The organism is Calditrichota bacterium (genome assembly GCA_020637445.1).
In the GTDB taxonomy this organism is placed as follows: domain Bacteria; phylum Electryoneota; class RPQS01; order RPQS01; family RPQS01; genus JABWCQ01.
In genome coordinates this window covers 701,669-721,849 of record JACJVZ010000001.1, presented here as the reverse complement: position 1 = coordinate 721,849, position 20,181 = coordinate 701,669, and the positions used below count along the sequence as shown (strand labels likewise).

Genomic DNA, 20,181 nt, shown 5'->3' with positions numbered 1-20,181 from the left:
CCGACCATCCATGAATCAATTTTCAACATCCGGCAGCCCGCTGGAGGTCCAATAGATTCTTGTCGAAATCCTTGCCAAACAGCGCACTTCCCGTCACCAGCCGCTCCGCGCCTGCCTCGACAACCGAAGGCGATGTCACGGGATCGACGCCTCCGTCCACGGAGAGCATAAAATCCCCACGGCCAGACTGTTGTAGTACTCGCAGTGAAGCGAGCTTTTCTAACGCGACGGGAATAAACTTTTGACCGCCGAATCCCGGATTCACGCTCATGACTAAGACAATATCACAAAGTGGAAGCACGTGCTCGACGTGTGCCGTCGGAGTTGAAGGGTTCAGTGCGACGCCCGCGCGGCAGCCAAGCTCTTTTATGTTGGCCAGAGTGCGGTGCAAATGAGGACTAACTTCGGCATGAACCGTGATCGCGTCCGCACCTGCCCTTGCGTAATCAGCTATGGAAAGCTCCGGCTTTTCAATCATCAAATGAACGTCAAGTTCGAGCTTCGTTATCGACCGAATCTGTCTGATCACGGGCGGACCGAAAGTCAAATTCGGTACGAAGTGGCCGTCCATAACGTCCAAGTGCAACACAGTCAGCCCTGCGGCTTCACACCGTCTTATCTCGTCTTCAAGGTGCAGGAAATCCGCGGCCAGCAGCGAGGGAGCGATATGTGTATGAGTTTCTGATGATCGAGACATTAGTATGTTTCCGACTGAGGTGAATCTTCTTCGTCGTCAGCATCGGCTTTTGGTATCGCAACGACCAGATCGATCTCGGTATTTTGTTCCACTTCCTTCCCTGACGCAATGCTCTGCGCGATCACCGTACCTGCCGTAACGAGGTTTGTTTGTTCGCGGGATACATTGCCGAGACGAAGCCCCGATTCGAGCAGCGCTCTGCGAGCCTCATGCAGAGAGAGATCGATCAACGTTGGTACGGCAATCCAATTTGGACGAGGTCCTAACGAAATGGTCAGTTGAACGGGTTGTCCCGCAACCACCGGTGCGCCGGGTTCGGGCCGTTGACGCACTATCCCGCCTTTGGGAACAATTGCAGAGAAGTCATAGCCAATTCCCGAAGGTGAAACCAGCAGCCCGAGATTCCTGCATTCAATCTCAGCCGAGCGCTGATCCATTCCGGTGAGATCGGGGATTTCCGATCCCGAGCTTTCCTTTGCGGGAACCACGTGGACCACGCGTCCCGGCTTCGAAAGCGCTCCGGGCAACGGCCGCTGTTCAAGCACCGTGCCTTCAGTTGCTTTTCCGCCAATCTTCGCGGGTTCCTCAACGATTCGAAAGCCTTCTTCTTCCGCCAAGGTTTGCGCCTGAAGCACAGTTAAGCCTACAAATGAAGGGACTGGTACTTCGACACCATGACGAGTGTAAAGGGGCATGATGAACCAATCTGTCACCATGCCCGCAAGAAAGAGTATCACCGCTGTTAGTATTGCGCCCACCACGAACGTGCGCAGGCGGCCTACGAACGTTCGCTTTTCATTCATGGCTAATGGGACATGCGCCGCAAACGCGCTGCAAAAGCGCCGTCCGTTTCATGTATGTGAGTAAAGGTCTCAAGATCTCCATGCTCGCCGATTACGGATTCCGGAAGAAATCCACGCGCGTCTTCCCGTAAAAATTCCGGATGCGTCTTAAGGAAAGATTGTACAATTTCGATATTTTCAGACGGAAGAATGCTGCATGTCGAATACACCAATACTCCGCCCGGCTTTACAAGCTCCGCCGCACGATCCAAAATCTCATGCTGCAGCGCGTGCTGAAGTCCAACGTGGTGGCTCTTGCGGCGCCAACGTAGGTCAGGCTGTTTTCTAAGCAATCCCGTGGCACTGCACGGAACATCCGCAAGGACCCGGTCATAAAGCTCGCCGCCGTACTTTGTGGCGTCTTCTTCAATAACCGAAATATTGTCCGCACCGACGCGTTCGACGTTTTCGCGCAGCCGCACCAAACGGGAACCGTCAACGTCCACGGCGGTGATCGCACCATTGCCGCCCATCTTACGCCAAGTCGCCAGAGTTTTGCCGCCGGGTGCCGCGCATAAATCGAGGACCCTTTCGCCCGGAAGAGGATCTAGCAAAGCGGCCGCGAGACCTGCACTTTCATCCTGAACAGTAATCGTTCCAGCATCAAGCAAAGGTTGAATCACGGGAAATGACGGCGCATGCAGCCTGTAATACCCGTCAAGGAACGGAGAATGTTCCCATTTGATTCCGTGTTGATCGAGTTCAAGCTCGAAAGACTCGGCATCTTCTTCACGCATTAGAAACACGCTGATCGGAGGACGGTGGTTGGCCACGTCCAGCGCGCGTTCGGCTTCGTCCTGACCGAATCTTTCAACCAATTCCCGCACTATCCAGCGCGGCATCGAGTACATGAAAGACAATCGCGCCAAATCGTCCGCACCTTCAGGCGGAGTATTCCAACGCTCGCGTTCACGAGCCAATCGTCGGAGAATCGCGTTTGTAAGTCCGCCTGCCTTCTTGCCCAGCCGTTGGATGGCCAATTCGACCGTCTGACTGACTGCGGCATGGTCGGGAATGCGATCCTGACCGTAAAGCTGATAAGCGCCCATCCGCAACAGGATTCTCGCAACGGGATCGGCCCGGCGATAATCACCATGAAACACAGGGGTCAAAATACTGTCCAGCCGGCCCCGCCAGCGGATCGTCCCCCAATATAAGTCGGCGGCCAAGGCGCGGTCGCTACCCCGCAAATGAGACGATCCGAGATATTTTGACAATACCTCGTCCGCATATTCCTCGGTCTTTTCTAATTCGGTCAGAGCATCTGCCGCAACGACTCGCGCCGATGATGCCGTCGTCCCCGTTGGCATGGATAAATCCTCGTGAAATTAAGCAATTCTATGAGAGAAACGCAAGACTGTGGAAGATCCAACTGTTGACTTAACAGGGGATTTTCTGTTACTTAGACTCCGCCAAAGTGAATAGAGTTTCCGTGCCCCACCGAATATCCCACCATATCCAGTATTTTGCCGTCCGAGGGCTGTTTGGCTTGCTTGGGCTTATGCCACGCCGGGCAAGGGGGGCCGTGGGTATTTCTTTGGGGCGACTTGGCTATTGGCTGGGCATTCGTAAGGGTGTTGTTCTCCAGAATTTGAGCCGCGCATTCCCGACCCTACCCGAGGCTGGAAAACGGACACTCGCACGACGCTGTTTTGAACATTTCGGGACGGTGGCAACAAGTCTGGCGACCTCGACTTCCGTTGTTAGAGAGGACATCGGGGACTGGTTGTATTTTGATGGTGCAGAAGAACTTGACAAGGCCGTCGCTGGGGGCAAAGGGGGAATTGTAGTCTCGGGGCATTTGGGAAACTGGGAAATCATCGGCGCGGCTTGCGCAAGGCTTGGCTATCCGGTCTCGTTTGTCGTAACGACGCAACGCAACAAGCTCGTCCAGGAGTGGCTGGACAATGTTCGACGTAAAGCAGGTGTTGAGATTATTCCACGCAAACAGGCCATTAAGGGCGTGCTCTCTGCGCTTCAACGAAACAGGCTTGTTGCGATTCTCATTGATCAAGATGCGCACGAAGAAGGTGTATTTGTGCCCTTCTTCGGACAACTCAGTTCGACTCCGCGCGGCCCGGCCGTATTTCATTTGCGCACGGGGTCGCCGGTGATCTTCATGTCTTCAGTGCGAATTGACGGAGAGAAATACCGCGGAAAGTTGGAAAGCATTGACTTCGAAGATGGAGCGGATCAAGAACAAATCATGGCGGCTTTAACCGCGAAACTTGAGTCTTACGTCCGGCAGGCGCCTGAACAATGGTTTTGGATGCACAAGAGATGGAAAACATCCCCTCCCGCGTCCTGATCATCGACACGGCGTGGCTGGGTGACGTCTTGTTTTCGACGGCTCTGATTGGAGCCGTGAATTCTGTTTGGCCAAATGCGGAGATTCAGCTCTTAACTTCGCCGCGCGCTGAGCAGCTTGTCGCGGATCATCCCCTATTGAGCAGAGTGTGGATTCTGGACAAACAAGGAAATGACCGCAACTTTGGTGCCATCCGAAAGTATGCGGCCGCCTTGAATGCGGAGACATTTGACGTAGTCCTGTGTGCGCACCCGTCTTTCCGCTCCCGGCTCCTTTGTATGCAGTTGGATGTTCCAATCAAAGTCGGATACCGCGGAGTTCTGGCAGGTCGAGCCTTCACTCATTTGGTACACAACGATCTGGGTATTGAGCCTGATCACGTGCAAAGAAGGCTCAACTTGCTGCGCGCTATTGCTCCCATTGTTGAGACCCCGGTTTTGCGTGTCGGCATTGCCGACGATACCGTACGATGGGCAAGCAATTGGTTGGATGAGAAGAACCTGACCGCGAAGACTCTGCTGGCTATTATTCCCGGTTCCGCACGCAGAACGAAGCAGTGGGATGTGAAGCGCTTTCGGAAGGTTGTGGAAGAGTGGATTTCCCGTTCGGCGGATCGCGGGGCTTTGGTTTTCATCGGCCCAAGCGAAAAAGCGCTAATCAAAGATTTCAACGGGCTTGATCCGAATTTGGTATGTGTCGTGGAAGAACCGCTTAGGAATTGTGCAGCATTGCTAAGTAGCTGCGTCGCCGCCGTAGGCAATGACACAGGAGTTTCTTTCCTTGCCGTCGCCGCGGGATGCCCGAAGGTTTTTGTTCTCTATGGCTCCACGCAGGTCAACTACGACTTCCCTGCGCCTCACAAAGCTCTTGCTGCCGGAGTTCCTTGCTGTCTGTCGAGGACAGGCCACGGGGAGGCGCGATGCAAGTGGACAGGCGGACCACCTTGGTGCATGGGAGAAATCTCTGTTGAACGAGTGCTTGCAGAACTTCAGAAATAGAAATCGCCGGGACTAACCCGGCGATTCTCATGTTTTGTGTTGTTGCGGTCAGTTTCCTGCCGCTGCGCCCGCCGCCACGGCGTTTGACGAGGTAACGAGTCTCTGAAGCAGGTCGCGCACAAGACCCTTCAGTGTCTGCGGCGATTCGATTTCGTCGAAGTGTGCAAGCAGGATTGCCGGATCAAAGTGGCCGTTCGACAGTGCCATTACACTTTCGACGTGGTTCCGCAATTGCTGTACGTTTTCCGGCCATTCCACCCTCGTAAGCAGCTCCATGTAGTGATAGGGTACCGTCGGCCGCGAGACTCTTTCACGTGCCGCGAACGCCTGCAGTACGTCTACAACCAAGTAAGGAATGTCTGCGTTGCGTTCGGAAAGGGACGGCATGCTGAGAACCGACCCGCTTATCCTTGCGTACAGGTCTTCGCTGAACATACCATGCGACATTCGCTCTGCCAAGACACCGCTGTTCCCCGTGAACATCATCCGCATGTCCAGCTTCTTCTGATCACCCGACGCCGTAGTGTATTTGCCGTCATCGATTAGCTTGCACAGTCGTTCTTGCGCCATCGGTGCAAGATTCTCTACGCCCGTTATCAACAGCGTACCACTTTCCGATCTTGCCAGAAGGCCTTTTTCTGAGGTCGTGCCGAACAACACGCCGTCTGCAGCATTAGGCGTCAGACGTTCCGACGCCGCGCTCACAAAAGGCCTTGAGACTCTGCTGGAAGAGTTGTGAATGGAACGCGCCAGCAAGGTCTTGCCTGTTCCCGTTTCTCCTACAACAAGCAAAGGAGAATCGTTGTTTATTTGCATTCCGGCTTGCTTAATGAGACGCTGCATGGCCGCGCTGCGCGCGACTAGCGACCCAATAGTATACCGGCTTTCCATCCAATTTTTCGTGAGCATCTTTGTCTCCTGTTCAGCGCCTGTTCATCAACTACCTGCCCGCCGCGCCACATGCGACGGTGTACGACGCACTTTCATTCGGGCCGTGCCTGTCCCAAGGAATATTTTCGACCCAATCTTTTCCGTATCAAAAAAAGTCCGTAGAATAAAGCGGTCAAACCGGCCAATCCGCCGATCAATAGAAGGGTCGTCAGATATGCACTGGGATTCATAGTAATCGGCTATTGTTTGTGACTTAAACTTTATCCGCAAGGCCAAACTGACGACCATTGCTGCATAAACAATTAGGATTGCCCATTGCGATATGACTGTAAAATCGAGTTTTAGGTCCGGAAGGAATGACTCGGCAGTGTCTATCGCCAAAGCAAGCCCGAACAGAAACAAAAGCGTGTCGGCATATGCGCCAATTGGTCTGTCCGTACGATATTTATGCACATAAAATGCCAATAGCATCAGCAAGCTGAAGACATTGATCATTAGATTGGAAGTATTGAGCGGATCTATATTTAGGTAAGGCGTACCTTGCGCGTTTTGGGACACCGCAGCGAGCGGATCAAAAATGTAGGGGTAATACAACCAACCCGCCATGATGAAAACCACCAACCCTGCGATTGCAGTATGCAAGAGTCGCTTGCGCGGAGGCGAGATATAGCCGATCGTAATCGTGGTTACTGCCCAGGCTAAGACTGTATGGACGGCGATGAACGGATACCAGATGAACTGCCTTATGCCGGCTTCAGGAGAACCCAACACTTGAACGACGGCTGCCACGGGGCTGGCAAAAGCGTAAACGCCAAAAACGACCCACAAGGCAAAAAACACGTGACGGTAATGGTGCTCACGTTGGTATGCAAGAAAGCTGAGCAGTGACGCAACGCCCAAAAGGAGAGTATTCCCAAGGAAGCTCATTTCCCAAAACCACTCAAGAGTTTCGGCATTTGAGATTGCAAAGACGAATATTCCCAGAGACAGAGACAGGTATATAAAAAAAGCGACCATTGGCCACCAAGGGTGCAATCCTTGGGCCAATGGTCGCCAAACGACCTAAAGAAAAACTACTACTTTGTCGGCAGCGGCGGCATTACCGGAACAAGGGCAGATACACCCTTTGTCGGAAGCGGCGGCATCACCGGAACAAGGGCGGAAACACCCTTCGTCGGCAACGGCGGCATCACCGGAACAAGGGCAGAAATTCCCTTCGTCGGAAGCGGCGGCATCACCGGAACAAGGGCAGAAACACCCTTCGTGGGAAGCGGCGGCATTACCGGTACGAGGGCAGAAACACCCTTTGTCGGAAGCGGCGGCTGGACAGGTACCAGGGCAGCGTAACTTGCCACAGCGAACAAGCTGATAATTAAGGTTGCGGCAATGAATTTCTTCACGATAGTAATCCTCATAATAAAACTTCAAACCCACCCGTTTAGCGCACGGGTTCAATATACAAACGCTATAACAAGCTTGTCAAGTTCCCTAAGAATTGTTTAAGATTCATTTCATGATGCTATGTGTCTACATATTATTACTTTATGTTGACAACCTTCATCGTACTAAGTCAGACTTAAATAGCAGAGAGGCATAAGTGCCAGAATTTGGGGTTATTCGCTCCGAACTTTTGACAAAACTTGTTTGCTGAGTGCAACTTGCGTAAATTGTGTCTCTTACTTCATTTTTCACTTTTTTCGCATTGCTTAATGCTTGATAAAATAGAACATATACTCCGCCGGTTTAATGAACTTCAGGAGCGACTTTCAAGTCCAGATATAGCGTCTTCCCCGGCCCTCTCCACCCCACTCCTAAAAGAGGCAAAGGACCTGAGTCCGATGGTCGAGAAAGCCAAGGAGTACCTTAGAGTATCGAGCGAAATCAAGGGAGCACGGGAACTTAGCCGGTCGTCGGATGCGGCGATGAAGGAGATGGCCGAGATGGAGCTGGAGAGTCTTGAGGCTCAGCTGGCACAGATCGAGGATGATTTACGGACCTTGCTTCTGCCTCGGGATCCGGCGGATGAGCGCAATGCGATATTGGAGATTAGGGCCGGGACAGGTGGCGAGGAAGCGGCGCTGTTTGCGGGGGATTTGTTCCGAATGTATTCGCGCTATTGCGAGACGAAACGCTGGAAGTTTGAGATTGCATCCATGACGGAAGCTGAGGCCGGGGGAATCAAAGAAGTCGTGGTCGAAATCAAAGGGCAAGATGTCTACGGCTTGTTGAAGTGGGAGAGCGGCGTGCACCGCGTCCAGCGTGTTCCGGTGACGGAATCGCAGGGACGTATTCATACGTCGGCGGCATCAGTTGCAGTTTTGCCGGAAGCCGAAGAGACGGATTTGGAGATTAAGCCGACGGATTTAAAGATTGACGTCTATCGCTCCTCGGGCGCCGGCGGGCAGCATGTGAACACGACAGACTCGGCCGTGCGCATTACGCACTTGCCCTCGGGGTTGGTGGTGGCGATTCAGGATGAACGCTCGCAGATTAAGAACCGCGCAAAGGCGATGAAGGTCTTGACGTCGCGGCTCTTGGCGGTGAAACGAGATGAAGAAGCTGCGAAACTCTCGGCGGAACGCAAGAGTCAGATTGGTAGCGGCGACCGCTCGGAGAAAATTCGCACTTATAATTATCCGCAGAACCGCGTAACGGATCACCGTATCAATTTGACTTTGTACAAGCTCGACCGGGTGATGGAAGGCGATATCGAAGAGCTGATCGAAGCGCTGCGGATGGCGGATCGCACGGAAAAACTGAATCGCGCGGCGGAGAGCGCAGTTTGAGCGAAACGAGACGGCTTATTGATCTGCTTTCGGCGACGGATGAGTTTTTCAAGTCGAAGGGGATCGAGTCGCCGCGCCGCAATGCGGAAGCGCTGTTTGCGAAGGCGCTCAATATGCCGCGCATTGAACTTTACATTCAGCATGACCGGCCTGTCAAGGACTCGGAGCTTGAGCATCTGCGCGAATTGATTCGTCAGAGATCGAAGCGCGTGCCGCTGCAATATCTTTTAGGCGAAGTGGAGTTTTTCGACGCGCGGATTCAGTTGAAACAGGGTTTGCTGATTCCGCGGCCTGAGACCGAAGAGCTTGTCGAACAGGTTGTCAAAATACTTCCTGACAATGCGCGCGTGTTGGACGTCGGGTGCGGGACCGGGTGTATTTCGGTTGCACTGGCCAAGGCGAACTCTGATTGCACCATTGTCTCGATTGACATTGACGCAGATGCGGTAGCACAAACTGCTCACAACGCTTCTTTGAATAGCGTTGAAGATCGAGTTAAGACTCTTGCGCTGGATTTGTTTGACCAAGAGTTTGCGAAAAAATGCGGGGGCCCGTTTGACGTGGTGATTTCCAATCCGCCGTATATTCGTGAAGACGAATTGCCCTCGCTGGAACCTGAAGTGCGCGAGTTTGAAAATAGACACGCGCTGATCAGCGGTCCGACGGGATTTGAATATTACGAACGTATTGCCGAACTTTTGCCTGCGCTTTTGCCGTCGGGGATTGCCGCCTTAGAGTTCGGAATGACGCAAGCGGAACATTTGCGCACGCTGTTCGCTCCACACTTTTCCGCACTCACGATTCATCACGATTTACAAGGTAGAGACCGCTATCTGATCGGCCGCAAGTAGCATGCGTTTTTCGCTTGTCCTTCTGCTTCTGGCTTCCGCTTGTTCCAATTCTTCCGTGCACACGAACGCCTTAATTCACGAAGCCAGTCCCTATCTTTTGCAACACGCGCACAATCCCGTAGATTGGATGCCGTGGGGCGATGCGGCGTTTGAAAAGGCGCGCGCGGAGAATAAACCCGTTTTTCTCTCCGTGGGTTATGCGGCGTGTCATTGGTGTCATGTGATGGAGCATGAATCGTTCGAGAATGAAGAAATTGCGGAATTCTTGAACGGGCATTTTGTTTCCATAAAAGTGGATCGCGAAGAGCGGCCTGATGTCGATCATCACTATATGCAGGCTGTGCAGCGGATGACGGGTTCGGGTGGTTGGCCGATGTCGGTGTTTTTGATGCCGGATCGCAAACCGTTTTACGGCGGTACGTATTGGGCGCCGGAAGCGCGTTACGGGCGACCGGGATTTATGGATGTGTTGCAAGCGCTGGCTAAAGCTTGGGAGACTGAACGCGATTCGCTGCTTGCCGCTTCCGATCAGATGCACGATGCGATTCATGCGGAAATTGAATTGCCGCCTGCGACGTCGAAGCTCTCCCCCGCTCTGTTGGACAGCGCGGTTAAAGCGTCCGAGCGAAATTTCGATCCGGTGAACGGTGGATTTTCGCGCGCACCGAAGTTTCCGCACGCGATGGAGCTTGCGATGCTCCTTCGTTACTATTCGCGGACGGGTGACGACAGCGTGAAGCACATGGTCGAGTTTACTCTCGACAAAATGGCTCGCGGAGGAATTTTCGATCAGATTGGCGGCGGGTTTCATCGGTACTCTACGGATGATCAGTGGCTCGTGCCGCATTTTGAAAAGATGCTCTATGACAATGCGCTGTTGCTCAAAGTGTATCAGGATGCGACGCTCGTCAGTCCTCTTTTTTTGACTACTTCGGGACAGATTGGGCTATGGCTTAATCGAGAAATGAAATTAGATGAAGGCGGGTACGCTTCGTCTTTGGATGCGGATTCTGACGGTGAAGAAGGAGTCTATTATGTTTGGACTCCGCAAGATATCACAGATGCAATTCCTGATTTTAGTAAGACATATTGCAGATGCTATGATATTACGGAACTAGGCAATTTTGAGAATGGCACGTCGATTCCGAACTTGTTGAAGACTGAACCCTTCATAGTAGGAAGCGAAGATGATGTGCTATATGTCGAGGCCAATGCGAAGCTTCTTCGAGCAAGGGAAACTCGCAATCGACCCGCGCGTGATGACAAAGCGCTCTGTGATTGGAACGGACTGATAATTTCTGCGCTGTCACAGACGGGCATGATTAAGGCAGCGACAGAGACAGCAAATCGATTTGTAGCTCCGTTTGAACGCGATGGCGAACTTGTACATTCGTTTTTGGGTGACAAGGAGCTCCGGATTCAATTGCTCGCAGATTATGCCGCGCTGGGGAACGGGCTTTTGGATTTGTTTTGCGTGACGGGGGATGTGCGGTGGTTTGACAATGCGTATAAGCTTGCGGACGAAATTGAGCGGCGGTTTGCTAAGGGCGACGGCCTCTATTACATGAGCGAAGACTCCGTTGCCGGAGTACGGTCGGTGGATTTATATGACAGCGCGATGCCGTCGGGGAATTCGCTTGCGGGGAATTTGCTTATTAAGCTCTATTATTTGACGGGTGAAGAGAAATTCTTTGCGCGGGCGGAAAGTCAAATCAACACATTGATGCCGTACCTTGAACGGATGCCGACGGCATTTGCGCAAGCGATGTTGACGGCGGAGTGGCTGCTGTATCCGCCTGAGCAGGTGATTATTGTTAGTCCGGCGGGCAAACAAGGAGAAGGCCGAGTTCCCAATCACAACCGGCAGGTGATTTCGATTGATGATCAGTTTGTTGATCGACTTCCTACTGACCACCCGCTCCGTCCGCTATTTGAAGGCAAGAACACCGACTCTGGTAAGCCGACTTATTACTATTGCCGGAATTTTACTTGTGAACTTCCGACAACGGATTGGTATGCATTGACCATGAAGATGAAGAAGCCGTGGCAGAAATAGTTGCGCATCCGTTTCGCGTGCTGACGACTGATCCGTCGGGGACTGGCGCGCGGAGGACTGTGCTTACTACGGATCATGGCGAGATTCAGACGCCACATTTTTTTCCGGTGGGAACGCTCGGGGTTGTGAAGACGATTACGCCGCGCGAACTGCTCGAAGCAAATGTGCAGGCGATGCTCGCGAATAGTTATCATCTGTATTTGCGACCGGGGCTGGAGATTTTACGTGAAGCGGGCGGGCTGCATAAGTTTATGCGGTGGGAGCGGCCGATTCTTACCGACTCGGGTGGATTTCAGGTTTTTTCGCTGGCGGACATTCGCAAGGTGCATGAGAACGGCGTGCGGTTTCAGTCGCATCTTGATGGAAGCTATCACGAATTTACGCCGGAATCTGTGGTGAATATCGAGCGGCATATCGGCAGCGATATGATGATGGTGCTCGATTTGTGTCCACCCTATCCGTGTTCGCATGGACAGGCGGATGAATGGAATAAGCTCACGACGAAGTGGGCGAAGCGCGCGCAGATTGCCGAACGTGAACAGCCGTATTTGTATGGTCACCGACAAAATTTGTGGGCGATTGTGCAGGGCTCGACGTATATGGATTTGCGGAAGGAGTCGGCGGACGCGCTGATTGAGTTGGATTTTCCGGGATATGCAATCGGGGGAATGGCGGTCGGGGAACCAAAGAGTATTTTTCACGAGTTTGTGCCGCAGGTGGCGGAGCTTTTGCCGAAGGACAAACCGCGCTATTTGATGGGTGTGGGTTTTCCTGAAGATTTGCTGCGGTGTGTGTCGTGGGGGATCGACTTTTTTGACTGCGTACTTCCGACACGGAACGGGCGCAACGGCTGTGCGTTTACGTGGAACGGGCGAGTGATTGTCAAAACGGCGCGGCATAAGCAGTCGTTTTGTCCGCTGGATGAAACGTGCTCGTGCTATGCTTGCCAGACGTTTGACCGGGCGTATCTCAGACATCTGTTTGTCTGCGACGAGCTTCTGGCACTGCGATTGATTTCATTGCACAATGTGCATTTTTACCAAGATTTGATGCGACAGATGCGGGAACACATCGAGGCCGGAGATTTCCGGGGCTGGATGGAGAGCGTGCTGCCGCGAATTGAACAAAAAGACTCATAACACGGAGGCGAGATGCCTACTTTTCAGTTGACCCCGATGTTTCTTCCTTTATTGCAAGCCGAAGGCGCACAACAGCCAAGTATGCTTGGCGCACTGCTGCCGTTTGTTCTGATCATTGTCGTGATGTACTTCTTGATGATCCGGCCGCAGCAAAAAAGACAAAAACAACATACCGCGATGCTGGCCGCAATCAAAACAGGCGACGAAGTCGTCACAGCCGGCGGGATGTACGGCAATGTTGCAGGCATCAATGAGCAAGAAAACACGGTGTGGCTGAAAGTGGCCAATGAAGTCAAGGTTAAGGTCGACCGGGGATCCATTTCCCGGGTTGTGACCGTCAAGCCAAACTGATTTGCTCGAAGAACGAGATGAAAAAGCCATTCGACGATATGACGCAAATTCACGAAGTCGTGATCTACGGAAATCCTGTGTTGCGGACACGCGCGACTGAGATAACCATGTTCGATGACGAACTGCGCAAATTTGCCAGCGAAATGTTTGCGACTATGGAAGAGTATGAAGGGATAGGACTCGCCGCGCCGCAAGTCGACCGACTAATTCGACTCTTGGTAATCGGACTGCCCGAAGAAGACTCTGAAGAGATGTTCTATCTCGCCGTGGCAAATCCTGAAATTGTAGAGAAGTCAAGTGATACGTGGGATATAGAGGAAGGCTGCTTGTCGATTCCGGATGTGCGCGATCACGTCGTGCGGCCGGAAGCAATCACCGTGGAGTATCACACTCTGAATGGAGAGCGGAAGACTATTAAGGCCTCAGGAATGCTCGCTCGCGTGCTGCAACACGAGATCGATCACTTGAACGGCATTCTGTTTATTGATCACCTCTCCCCTGTCCGGCGTGCGCTTCTAAACGGGAAGCTCAAGCGACTCGAAAGAGAACAGCAGGAGTCCTAAGTACTTGAGAGTTGTCTTTTGCGGCAATCCCGACTTTGCCTTACCCACTCTCAGAGCATTGCTGGAAAGCCCGCATGAGGTGGTAGCCGTGGTCACGAGTCCGGATCAGCCTCAAGGGCGGGGCCGCAAACTCGCGCCAATGCCCGTAAAGGCATTTGCAGTGGACAATCGTCTTACTGTTATGTCCCCCGAACGCTTGGATGACCCGGAGTTCTTAAGCGAGCTTGCTGCGCTGCGAGCAGACGTGTTGGTTGTCGTGGCATTCAGAATTCTCCCGCGAGAGTTGTTTGCCATGCCGAAATGGGGCGCGCTTAACGTTCATCCGAGCCTGCTTCCGAAATGCCGCGGCCCGGCACCGATTCAGTGGACGCTTCTGCGAGGTGAAACGGAAACTGGTGTTACGATTATTCGATTGACTGAAGAGATCGACGGCGGGGGTATGCTCGCCCAAACTCGCTTGCCGATCTTGCCGGACGAGGACTTCGGTGCGCTGCATGACCGTCTCTCCGATGTAGGCGCCGCAATGATTGTTGAGACATTGTACCGCCTGGAGGCGGGCGAGAAAATCCACCCGATAGAACAAGACGAATCACAGGTTACAAAAGCCGGCAAATTGAAACCCGCAGATTACGTTTTGGACTTCAGCAAGCCGTCTGCAGAGATACTGAACAGAGTCCGTGCGTTCAGCCCCACACCCGGTGCAGTCGCGAAGTCCGGAGAGTTCTCCATCAAGATTCTAAAGGCCGGAACAAGTACCTCGACACTCACTTTGCAACCTGGTCAAGTCAAACAAAATCAAGACTCTATTTTTGTTGGAACAGCGGATACTCCGCTCTCGTTAAATGAAGTGAAACCTGCGGGCAGGCGGGCGATGGCCGTTGCAGAGTTCTTGCGTGGGCGTCCCACTCTTCCTGACAGATTTGATTAACTCAATTTGGAGACCAAAAACTTAGATGTTTCCGTTCTTTTTTGACTGGACGATGGTGTTGATTTTGCCTGCGCTTGGTCTGGCCATGTGGGCACAGCACAAGGTGCGCGGAACATACCAACAGTTCAGTGAGGTACGTTCACGGCTGGGCATGACCGGGCAGCAGGTGGCGCGCAGGATTCTCGACCAAAACGGTCTGCAGGACGTGGAAGTTGAACCCATCGCCGGCCAGCTTACGGACCACTATCATCCCAACGACCGCAAGGTCAGGTTGTCTGAGGGGATATACGGGTCAACGAGTCTGTCTGCACTTGCTGTAGCCGCGCATGAAGTCGGCCATGCCCTTCAGCACAAAGTTGGATACGCGCCGATGTCATTGCGTGCGTCGCTTGTTCCTGCGGCCAATATTGGCAGCATGGCCGCGATGCCGTTGTTCTTCATCGGCTTGCTCGTGCCGTCGATTAGTTGGCTAATGGACTTGGGGATTTTGTTCTTCGCCGGAGCCGTGATTTTTCACTTGATTACGCTGCCCGTCGAGTTTGACGCTTCCCGCCGTGCAATCGCCATCCTCGGCAACGGGACGTTTCTTGCGCCCGATGAAGTACAAGGAGCGAAGAAAGTCTTGAACGCCGCCGCTTGGACGTATGTCGCTGCGGCCACAATGTCGCTGTTGCAAATGCTGCGGCTAATCATTTTGCGCGGAAGTCGGGACTAAGAATCCAGTATTACACAAAAGAAAAGCGCGGACTCACACGAGTCCGCGCTTTTTTTGTCTGCTGTCGATCCAGCTATTTCATCAGAACCATTTTCTTCGTTTCCGCGAAACTGCCGCTTTCTATTCTATACAAATAAACGCCAGACGGCAGGCCATTCATATCGATGTTGATCAAATGCTGTCCCGGCGTCATCATTTCGGCGTTGATTGGAGCGGACACCTCTTGACCGAGAACATTGAAAATTCTCAGTGAAGTTAGTCCGGCTTCAATCAGGTCGAACTTTATCTGCGTCGACGGGTTGAACGGATTGGGATAATTCTGATACAAAGTAAACTCAAGTGGGACGGCTGGAGCAGGCGGATCAGCCGCAAGCGTTCGCGTCAGAGCTAACGGCACAACAATCAGACTGTCCGTCGAGTTGTTGTGCACGAACAGGTTAACGTGGTATGTCAAGTCGCGTAAGTTCGTCGCATCCACGGTAACTGAGACGTCGCGTGAACTTTGGGGAAGCACGGATGAATTCAATGGCGTCACTCCAAGCCACTCGGTGTGGAACTTCATTTGGTGCATCTCCAAACGGTCGCCCTGTGGATTCTGAAACACTCCACCAAACACGGTGAGCATGCTATTCCAATCTGACGTAATGTCGCATCCGCCCGCACGATCACCCGCTTGTTGGGAAAAGACCGTGGCTGGCAGGACTGCGCCGGTCGCGGGATGGATCTTGCTGATTTGGGTACCGCCGGTTCCGGAGGTCAAATGGAAAACGTACAGTTTGTAGCCGTCCGGATCGTCCGCATACCAAGCAAGTCCGGTCTTATCAAGATTGTCCGAAAAGCGGAGAATTTCGTTGCCGTCGCGGTCGATACAGAAAATATCCGTGCTATAGTCCGAAACCCAGAATCGATCCAGCGCCGGATCATATGCTATGCAGCGAGCCGGACTGACTTGTGATACTGGAATTGTGGTTCGAAGTTCGCCAGAGTAGTTGACACCCTGAATTCCCTGAAGTCCGTCCGTTCCGCCATAGATGTACTGTCCGTCAAATGCAAGGTCATAGTAGCCAAACTGGGTTGACGTGGGCTGTTCTGCCGATCCAATATAGTTGCCGTTCAAATCGTAGTAGTAGAAATGATTCGCGCCCGTGGGGCCGTTGCCGCCACTGACAACCCAACGATGGCCGTCAAATGCGCAGCCCATGATTTGCGAGTCTCCGGTTTCTTCCGAAACGTTATTTCGAGCGACAGTCGACCATTTACCGTGTTCATCGTCCAAAGCTTGATATTCAGAAGTAATTCTGAAGTCAAGCGGCCCGTTCCCGTCATTTTGAATATCCAACGTTTGCTCGGCAGGATCACCGGGAATATTGAAAATCAGACTGTTCGCGGAAAGCGCAATTTCCGGATGAGTTAAACTAAAACTTGCCACTTCAGTGCTGTCGGTCTCGACCACAAAATCAGCGGTCACGCCGTCATTATATCCGAATCTTGAAGCCCGCACCGTATAGGTACCGATCTGAACATCGACGATCGTGTATTCGCCGGTTGAGGAGGTCACGCCTTGATCTTCCTCGCCATCCAATGAAACTACGACGCCTTCGAGCGGCTCGCCCGTTGCGTGATCCGTGATTACACCAGTGATGATACCCGTTGCTGAACGCTTGTCCGTGGTAATTGTAATTGACCGGGTGTTTCCGACACCTACCGCGCCCGCTGAGTTCACCAAAGCAAAGCGGTACTGCAGCCCCATCAGTGACCGAGGAGCTTGAATTCCGATGGTCTCGCCGGGCGCTTCGTTAATATCCTGGCTAACGCTTCGGGCCTGATTGTACTGATATACTATGATTCCATTGCCGTCTTCAGTCGGATAGTATTCGGGATCAAGCAGAATCAGTTGGAAATCAAGCGTCGTGGTAGTGGCATGCGCACCCACGGCGTTCCATTCTACGATGAGCCGATGGAATTCTTCGTCATAGAGGTACCAAACCCCGTCGCCGCTGCTACTGGTTTTCAAATCGTCCCAGAAGACCGCGAGCAACGCCTCGGGAGCTTGTTGACCCGGTATCGGATAGTTGCGGAAGACGTCGAGATGATCTTGATCACCGAACGCGGCCCAACCATTGGAACAAATCGTCAGCGAATCATAGGTTTCACCGTAAAACGTAAATTCGAAAGGCAATTGAATCGCGTCAGTGTTGGTTTGGCCGCCGGGAGACTGTTCACCCGGATCGGCACTGGCCCGGTTTAGGCGTGTCCCGCTGGATGAAATGTCCACCCAGTCGTAAGGACGGCTCCACTCGTATTCGGTGTCGATGTTGTCGTAGGCGACGTACCCGTATGGATCCGGTCCAGTAGGATCGGTAGTAGATGCAACTCCGATGGGCAATGAAAAACCGACTGAATCCACAAATCCTTGCGGCGTCGAGAGTACAAGCACAAGGTTTGCCATGCTTCCAGGGTAGGTCACCGAGTTTGCACGCAATTGGAAGTCCCCTGAACCGCTGGTGGCTGTTCCTCCGACTGCAATATTTCCGAAACTTCCAGTTCCGTCCATGATGGTTAGGAGGCTGAACTTTGAAATCAAACTCGCGGAGACATCATTCATTGCAACGCCGCCTTCGTTCCGTACCGTTACACGAAAATCTACGATTTCGCCCGGATCAAGACGATTGTTGCCGTTGCCGCCGGAAATTTGAGACGAAACGTATACACCGCTTCCTGCTTGGACGGTCAGTTCAACGGTACTAAAGGCTGTGCCCGTCGATGAGCTCACCTCAAATGTCAGTTTCGCAGTTTCAAGATGCCTCATGGATTGCGCAAGTTGAATGCGGAACGCTGAATTGCCTGCTGCTTGTTGTCCGGGAGCGAGGGATTGATAGGTCGAACTACCCTGCAGGACCGTAACGTCGGGATTATCGCACGTCATGGTTGCGGTGATATTATTCGAAGTCGTCGAAGAACCGAAATTCTTGAGTGTTACGGACAAGTCTGCAATCTCGCCGGGGTTCAACTGCTGATCTCCGTTGCCTTGCGTTCCGCCACTGTTGTCGTCATCCGTCGAATAGTTCAACACTGTGACCATTTCGGCTGCAGATACACAACTAATGTCCGCGAGGAACGGCTTGTGGTTTCGCTTGGACACGGTAATGGTCATTGTTCCGGGCGAGTCAACCATTACAGGCATGTCCACAAATCCACCTGCATCCGTGAATCCTTTGACAAAGGTCTCACCATCCTTGACAAGAACGACAAGTGCTTCGGCAATGGGATCACCGGAATTGGCATCAACCACTTGGGGACGGACTCGGCGAGTTCCGACATTAACGGTTGTCGGATACGTGACATTCATCACGACGGGAACATCGGTCCACATTGAAATTCCCGGATCGCCCATCAGGTTGTTCCATGCCGCAAACCGCGCACCCGTACTGTTCCCCGGGAAAGAACGCAAAAGCTCCGTTTTTGCCGCAGCCAACGCGGTTCCCAAGTGACGCACTTCGAGATTGGCAATGGCATAGGCGAGACCGCCCGCGACACTGTTATTGTAGGGGACGTGAGTGTTCCACGTCGCTGTGCCGATTCCGCAAATTCCACCTTTGGGCGCTGTTGCCGTGCCGGCAAGCAGCCACGATTCGTTCAATCCGTCACTGTCGTCAAAATCCCCTGAACCGCATGTAATTGTAAGCACAACCGGCAGCATCGGTGTAGAACTCATGGACGATGCGGCGTTGTTGTTCATTTCGCCAACCACGGTTCCGCGCCACAAGAATACACTCACGCCTTCAGTCAGGCGGCTACCAATCAATTGAGTACTGACATTTCCATTGTGCGTCGAAACCTGCGGATTGGTAATTCCCGTGTAGCTGCGAAACATGTCGGCGGCCCACAACATTAGAATTTCGTTCGAGCTGACGTTGTTTGCTGTTCCGGCATATAAGAATGCACGCGTAAACCACGACGGATCGTCCATGTAAGGCGTCCGTTCGTAGGTCATAATCTTGTTGTTGATCAGCGCAAAATCGGTCGTACTTTGAGACGAAAGTCTACCGACGCCAATTTCTTCAAAATCGTCCTCGCCGACCAAATCAGCGTAGTAGTGATCGTAGTCATCCGACCACTGGTCTCCTGAAATTTGCGAGGGGATGTCAAAAGATCCTCCCGTATGGTCGCCCATAATACAGGCATATTCGAGAGGCGGGTCCCAATTTGTGTAGGCTTGCTGCAAATAGCTGCGAAGGGTTGCGGACGTCCAGTTATTGCGAGCTTCGATGACAACCGAAAATCCCATGCGTCGACGCCAATTTGCAAGAGAATCCGCCCATTGCAGCGCGGCCGTATTGTCGCGACAAATAATCGCATAACTACCGGGAGTGTAGTCCACGTCATCTAACGCACTCTCGTCAAGATTCGAAATGAACCCGCGATAAAGCGGTGCCCATTCTCCGCTCGGTCGGCGCGGGTTTGGAATCTCATTGACTCCCGGACTATTGTTGGCGACAATATCCACGTCTATGTTGTCGTAAAAACGAGCTTCGCGAGTCACCGGATTAACTTGCATCGGGTATAGAGTGACTTTCACGATTCTAAAATCACGCAAGACCTTTGGTTCGCTAATTTCCGCGACAACCGGAGGATACCATTCATTTGCATCGTAAATTTCCGACGCGCGTGGAGGTCTTCCCCACCCTTTGTATTCTTCGTTGATCGCAGGCACCGGGAAGTAGTTCTCTTCCGTTCGATATTCCGCGGAATTGATCACGAGCTCGACTGATCCGGTGTTGGGAATCCGGTAAAGCCTTGTCACATGAGGAATCGCCGGATATCCCTCTTCAGCTATCAACCCTTCACCAGTCACATCGACGAGCGAAAGAACTTCGCCGTCGGCTTCAATTGACTGTACGTCATAGACGGGGTTCTCCCATCTGATTTCCGTAAATTCAGGAGCATCGCTTTCAATGTGAAGATACGGCGATCCTTCCGTGGCCGAGAAAGCGAGCGGCAGCGAGATGGACAGCAAACACATAAACAAAGCAAACCGTGCTGTGGTGCGGATCAT

General features: G+C 52.7%; 17 protein-coding genes. 11 read left to right on the top strand and 6 right to left on the bottom strand.

Annotated elements, in window-relative coordinates:
- Positions 1–22 precede the first annotated feature (22 nt).
- The 3 genes from rpe to rsmB are packed head-to-tail and all read right to left on the bottom strand — an operon-like array spanning position 23 to position 2,849.
- On the bottom strand, positions 23–697 hold the full coding sequence (rpe, locus tag H6507_02830; protein ID MCB9368037.1) for a ribulose-phosphate 3-epimerase: 675 nt from the start codon (positions 695–697) through the stop codon (positions 23–25).
- Positions 697–1,500, bottom strand: coding sequence for a PASTA domain-containing protein (locus H6507_02825; protein MCB9368036.1), 804 nt, complete (start codon positions 1,498–1,500; stop codon positions 697–699). The genes rpe and H6507_02825 overlap by 1 nt, the downstream gene beginning before the upstream one ends.
- A gap of 2 nt (positions 1,501–1,502) precedes the next feature.
- Complete coding sequence (gene rsmB, locus H6507_02820; protein MCB9368035.1) at positions 1,503–2,849, bottom strand: 16S rRNA (cytosine(967)-C(5))-methyltransferase RsmB; 1,347 nt, start codon at positions 2,847–2,849, stop codon at positions 1,503–1,505.
- Positions 2,850–2,971: 122 nt separating this feature from the next.
- Here rsmB and H6507_02815 point away from each other — a divergent pair, with 122 nt between their 5' ends.
- Positions 2,972–3,847 (top strand): lysophospholipid acyltransferase family protein, encoded by an 876-nt coding sequence (locus tag H6507_02815; GenBank protein ID MCB9368034.1) that lies wholly within the window; start codon positions 2,972–2,974, stop codon positions 3,845–3,847.
- On the top strand, positions 3,820–4,845 hold the full coding sequence (locus H6507_02810; GenBank protein MCB9368033.1) for a glycosyltransferase family 9 protein: 1,026 nt from the start codon (positions 3,820–3,822) through the stop codon (positions 4,843–4,845). Before H6507_02815 ends, H6507_02810 begins: the two co-directional genes overlap by 28 nt.
- Positions 4,846–4,893: 48 nt before the next feature.
- On the opposite strand, the gene H6507_02805 is transcribed toward H6507_02810, so the two are convergent.
- A complete protein-coding gene (locus H6507_02805; GenBank protein ID MCB9368032.1) occupies positions 4,894–5,754 on the bottom strand; it encodes a sigma-54-dependent Fis family transcriptional regulator in 861 nt (286 codons plus the stop codon).
- A gap of 27 nt (positions 5,755–5,781) precedes the next feature.
- The gene (locus H6507_02800) at positions 5,782–6,783 is read right to left on the bottom strand and encodes a hypothetical protein (protein MCB9368031.1); all 1,002 of its coding nucleotides are present in this window, start codon (positions 6,781–6,783) and stop codon (positions 5,782–5,784) included.
- On the opposite strand from H6507_02800, the gene H6507_02795 reads away from it, so the two are divergent.
- The 9 genes from H6507_02795 (at position 6,775) to H6507_02755 (ending at position 15,125) form a co-directional block, all read left to right on the top strand.
- Positions 6,775–7,083, top strand: coding sequence for a hypothetical protein (locus H6507_02795; GenBank protein ID MCB9368030.1), 309 nt, complete (start codon positions 6,775–6,777; stop codon positions 7,081–7,083). The two genes, H6507_02800 and H6507_02795, sit on opposite strands and share 9 nt — an antisense overlap.
- 362 nt (positions 7,084–7,445) lie before the next feature.
- A complete protein-coding gene (gene prfA, locus H6507_02790; protein MCB9368029.1) occupies positions 7,446–8,522 on the top strand; it encodes a peptide chain release factor 1 in 1,077 nt (358 codons plus the stop codon).
- Entirely contained in the window at positions 8,519–9,373 is an 855-nt protein-coding gene (gene prmC, locus H6507_02785) for a peptide chain release factor N(5)-glutamine methyltransferase (protein MCB9368028.1), read from the top strand. The genes prfA and prmC overlap by 4 nt, the downstream gene beginning before the upstream one ends.
- A gap of 1 nt (position 9,374) precedes the next feature.
- On the top strand, positions 9,375–11,429 hold the full coding sequence (locus H6507_02780) for a thioredoxin domain-containing protein (protein ID MCB9368027.1): 2,055 nt from the start codon (positions 9,375–9,377) through the stop codon (positions 11,427–11,429).
- 17 nt (positions 11,430–11,446) lie between these two features.
- On the top strand, positions 11,447–12,568 hold the full coding sequence (tgt, locus tag H6507_02775) for a tRNA guanosine(34) transglycosylase Tgt (GenBank protein ID MCB9368026.1): 1,122 nt from the start codon (positions 11,447–11,449) through the stop codon (positions 12,566–12,568).
- A gap of 36 nt (positions 12,569–12,604) precedes the next feature.
- Positions 12,605–12,919, top strand: coding sequence for a preprotein translocase subunit YajC (gene yajC / locus H6507_02770; protein MCB9368025.1), 315 nt, complete (start codon positions 12,605–12,607; stop codon positions 12,917–12,919).
- A 17-nt stretch (positions 12,920–12,936) separates the two neighbouring features.
- The gene (gene def, locus H6507_02765; protein ID MCB9368024.1) at positions 12,937–13,482 is read left to right on the top strand and encodes a peptide deformylase; all 546 of its coding nucleotides are present in this window, start codon (positions 12,937–12,939) and stop codon (positions 13,480–13,482) included.
- Between the two features lie 4 nt (positions 13,483–13,486).
- Positions 13,487–14,410, top strand: a complete 924-nt coding sequence (locus tag H6507_02760) for a methionyl-tRNA formyltransferase (GenBank protein ID MCB9368023.1) — start codon at positions 13,487–13,489, stop codon at positions 14,408–14,410.
- A gap of 25 nt (positions 14,411–14,435) precedes the next feature.
- Positions 14,436–15,125 carry a zinc metallopeptidase gene (locus tag H6507_02755; protein MCB9368022.1) on the top strand — a complete coding sequence of 230 codons (690 nt, stop codon included), beginning with the start codon at positions 14,436–14,438 and terminating at the stop codon, positions 15,123–15,125.
- 73 nt (positions 15,126–15,198) lie between these two features.
- Here the strand turns inward: H6507_02755 and H6507_02750 are convergent, their stop codons facing one another.
- Positions 15,199–20,181 (bottom strand): carboxypeptidase regulatory-like domain-containing protein, encoded by a 4,983-nt coding sequence (locus tag H6507_02750; GenBank protein ID MCB9368021.1) that lies wholly within the window; start codon positions 20,179–20,181, stop codon positions 15,199–15,201.